Here is a 3,977-nt window from a genome sequence, read left to right as displayed (position 1 = left end):
CCGCACGTCGTGGAAGCCGGCGCGGCCCGACTCGTCGATGCCGAACAGCTTGCGCACGTCGAGGTCGCCCTCGGCGGTGACCTCGATGTCGTCGATGGTGAGGCCGAGGGCCTGCGCGTAGAGGCGGAACACCACCACCTGACAGGAGATCAGCGCTCCGAGCGCGTACTCGACGGGGCTCGCGGCCGCGTCGTCGCCCGCGAGCGCCGCGGGCTCGTCGACGAGGAAGCGGTGCTTGCCCGCACGGATCTCCGTGCCGACGGAACCGACCCCGCGACCGGTGACCCGGTAGGTCAGCTGCGCGTTGGAGGCGTCGCGGGCGATGCGCTCGTTCCAGGTCATCCCGGCGTCGGTGAGGCGCTGGGCGCGCTCGTCGGCGGTGACGTCTGCGATGGCGGTGAACTGGTCGTTGAGAAGTGTCATGCGGCGACGGTAACCCGGCAGCCGGATGCCGCGCTCGCGCGCCGTCACACCTCGCAACGCCGCGTCACACGACGCAATGCTCAGGCCGCGTAGCGCCCCGACGAGGGCGGATGCCGCAGCATCCGCCCTCTTCGACGCGTGTCTCAGCGCTTGTTGTAGTTCGGGGCCTCGACCACGATCTGCACGTCGTGCGGGTGCGACTCCTTCAGGCCCGCAGACGTGATGCGCACGAACTTCCCGCGCGCCTTGAGCTCTTCGACGGTGCGCGCGCCGACGTAGAACATCGACTGGCGCAGGCCGCCGATCAGCTGGTACGCCACCGCAGACACGGGGCCGCGGTAGGGCACCTGGCCCTCGATGCCCTCGGGGATGAGCTTGTCGTCGCTGGGGACGTCGGCCTGGAAGTAGCGGTCCTTCGAGTACGAGGTCTGCTTGCCGCGGGTCTGCATCGCGCCGAGGGAGCCCATGCCGCGGTACAGCTTGAACTGCTTGCCCGACTGGAAGACGATCTCGCCCGGCGACTCGTCGGTGCCGGCGAGCAGGGAGCCGAGCATCACGGCGTCCGCTCCGGCGACCAGCGCCTTGGCGATGTCGCCCGAGTACTGCAGGCCGCCGTCGGCGATCACCGGGATGCCTGCCGGGCCTGCGGCCAGCGAGGCCTCGTACACCGCGGTCACCTGCGGCACGCCGACTCCGGCGACGATGCGGGTGGTGCAGATCGAGCCCGGGCCCACACCCACCTTGACGGCGTCGACGCCGGCGTCGACCAGCGCTTGTGCGCCCTCGCGGGTCGCGACATTGCCGCCGATGATGTCGATGTGCTCGAAGGTCGGGTCGGCCTTCAGACGCTTGACCAGGTCGATCACGCCCTGCGACTGGCCGTTGGCGGTGTCGACGACCAGCACGTCCACACCTGCGTCGCGCAGCGCCTCGGCGCGCTCCCAGGCGTCGCCGAAGAAGCCGATCGCGGCGCCCACGCGCAGGCGGCCCTGGTCGTCCTTGGTGGCGAGGGGGTACTTCTCGCTCTTGTCGAAGTCCTTGATGGTGATCAGCCCGGCGAGCTTGCCGTTCTCATCGATGAGCGGCAGCTTCTCGACGCGGTGCTGGGCGAACAGCGCGATCACCTCGCCGGCGGCGACGCCGACGGGAGCAGTGACCAGGTTCTCGCTGGTCATGACGTCCTTGACCAGGGTGGTCTTGCGCTCGAAGCCGGAGACGAAGCGCATGTCGCGGTTGGTGATGATGCCCACCAGGCGACCCTCGTCGTCGACGACCGGCAGACCCGAGATGCGGTACTTGGCGCACAGCTGGTCGACCTCGTCGACGGTGGCGTCAGCGGTCGTGGTGATCGGGTCGGTGATCATGCCCGACTCGCTGCGCTTGACCCGGTCGACGTCGGCGGCCTGGTCGGCGATGGAGAGGTTGCGATGCAGGATGCCGATGCCGCCCTCGCGCGCCATGGCGATGGCCATGCGCGCTTCGGTGACCGTGTCCATCGCACTGGAGAGCAGCGGGGTCGCGACCGAGATGCGGCGCGTGATGCGGGAGGAGGTGTCCGCTTCGCTGGGGATGACGTCGGTGTGCCCGGGCAGAAGCAGCACGTCATCGTAGGTGAGTCCGACGAAACCGAACGGGTCGTGCTGGGGCATGAAAACTGGCTCCTCTGCGCCGGGGGCGCGATCGATTGTCGAGAGTGCGCGGGACGACTGCAGCCGGGGACGGGAGCGGTGTCCGTCGTGTATCGATTCTAAACGTCTGGCGCCTGCGGATATTCCGAGAGCGCTGCACGACGGCGACCGTCCGACACTCCCGGGCTTCGTTCCGATCCGGACACGGTTGTGCGGATGCGGCCCGGAGCGAGATACGCTCAGTGCGACGTCCAGAACCGACCGCTACCCGGTGTCGGTTCTTCAGCACTCGATGTGGAGGATGCGTGGGACTCAGAACCCCGGCGCTTCGGCGCCCCCAGAACGGGCTGATCGCGCTGCTTGCGACGCTTTTGGCCGCCTTCATCGTGCTCGGCGTACCCGCCGGTTCAGCACAGGCCGCCACGACACCCGACGGCCAGGAGATCACCCAGTTCTACTTCGCCGGGAACATCACGTACAAGGACAAGCCGATCCCTGATGTGAAGCTCTCGGTCAAGGGGAACGGCTTCGAAGGCAAGACCAAGACGGATGCCGAAGGCAAGTGGCGCCTGTACGTGCCGAAGAAGGCCGCGTACACGATCTCGATCGACGAGGACACCCTGCCGAAGGGCGTGATCGTCGACGCCGCGCAGCTCCCCGAGGGCGTGAAGGCGGTCGCCGGGACGAGCGGCTCGTTCGAGGCCGCGTTCGGGCTGACCGGCACCAAGATCGTCAACCTCTTCCTCGGCCAGGGCGAACGCGTCACGGTCTCGTTCACCGAGCAGCTGCTCTCCCGCGCGGTAGGGGGCATCAACTTCGGTCTGCTTCTCGGCCTCGCCTCGATGGGCGCCGCGCTCATCTACGGGACCACGAGGCTGTCGAACTTCGCGCACGGCGAGATGGTCACCTGGGGCGGTGTCGCCGCGCTGCTCGTGAGCTCGGTCTGGCAGTTGCCGCTGTGGGCCGGCCTGATCGCCTCCATCGCCGCCGGCGCTCTGCTGGGCTGGGCGATGGACGCCGGGTTGTGGCGCCCGCTGCGCCGACGCGGTCTCGGGGTCGTGCAGCTCATGATCGTCAGCATCGGCCTGTCGCTCACGCTCCGATTCGTGCTGCAGTACATCATCGGCGGCGGCACGTACCAGCTGCCGGGTGCGAGCCCGGAGCCGATGAAGCTGGGGCCGATCTCGCTGTCGTACATCGACCTGATCGGCATGGGTGTGAGCCTGGTCGTCATCCTCGGCGTCGCGTACTTCCTCACCCGCACGCGCATCGGCAAGGCGACCCGCGCCATCTCCGACAACCCGCAGCTCGCGGCGGCATCCGGCATCGACGTCGACCGGGTGATCCGCATCGTGTGGATCATGGCCGGCATCCTGGCCTCGATCTCCGGCATCCTGTGGGCTTATTTCCGCCCCGGCGTGAAGTGGGACATGGGCATGCAGATGCTGCTGCTGATGTTCTGCGCGATCACGCTCGGCGGCCTCGGATCGGCCTTCGGCGCACTGATCGGATCGATCATCGTCGGAATCGCGGTGGAGGTCTCCACCCTCTGGATCCCGTCGGATCTGAAGTACGCCAGCGCGCTGATCGCGCTGATCGTGGTGCTGCTGGTCAGGCCCCAGGGCCTGTTCGGCCGCAAGGAAAGGCTGGGCTGACGCATGGACTGGGGACAGATCTTCGGCAACACCGTCACATATCTCCTGCACCCGACCACCATCGCGTACGCGCTGGCGGCGACCGGTCTCGCGGTGCACTTCGGCTACTCCGGCCTGCTGAACTTCGGCATGGCGGCCTTCATGGCCGTGGGCGGATACGGGTACGCGATCTCCGTGCTCAGCTTCGGCCTGCCGTGGTGGATGGGCATGCTCATCGGTCTGCTGGGCGGCGTGCTGTTCGCGCTGATCCTCGGCATCCCGACGCTCCGGC

General features: G+C 68.1%; 3 protein-coding genes and 1 pseudogene. 2 read left to right on the top strand and 2 right to left on the bottom strand.

The genetic code is table 11. From position 1 onward, the window contains the following. The coding region (locus BGN97_RS09540; RefSeq protein WP_292700554.1) for an OsmC family protein at positions 1-423 on the bottom strand (423 nt) is incomplete at its 3' end. Between the two features lie 143 nt (positions 424-566). Continuing rightward, a complete protein-coding gene (gene guaB / locus BGN97_RS09535) occupies positions 567-2,072 on the bottom strand; it encodes an IMP dehydrogenase (RefSeq protein ID WP_292700552.1) in 1,506 nt (501 codons plus the stop codon). A gap of 284 nt (positions 2,073-2,356) precedes the next feature. On the opposite strand from guaB, the gene BGN97_RS09530 reads away from it, so the two are divergent. Together BGN97_RS09530 and BGN97_RS09525 are read left to right on the top strand one after the other, a co-directional pair. Next, positions 2,357-3,706 (top strand): branched-chain amino acid ABC transporter permease, encoded by a 1,350-nt coding sequence (locus BGN97_RS09530; protein WP_292700549.1) that lies wholly within the window; start codon positions 2,357-2,359, stop codon positions 3,704-3,706. 3 nt (positions 3,707-3,709) lie between these two features. Then, positions 3,710-3,977, top strand: a pseudogene (locus BGN97_RS09525) (branched-chain amino acid ABC transporter permease); the annotation flags it as partial.

It is taken from the genome of Microbacterium sp. 69-10, from assembly GCF_001897945.1.
Taxonomy (GTDB): domain Bacteria; phylum Actinomycetota; class Actinomycetes; order Actinomycetales; family Microbacteriaceae; genus Microbacterium.
The sequence above is the reverse complement of the archived record's forward strand: the minus strand, read 5'-3'. Positions and strand labels throughout refer to the sequence as shown.

Excerpts from the sequence above, each read along its gene's own strand:
- guaB (WP_292700552.1), bottom strand. The coding sequence starts at position 2,072 with ATGCCCCAGCACGACCCGTTCGGTTTCGTCGGACTCACCTACGATGAC.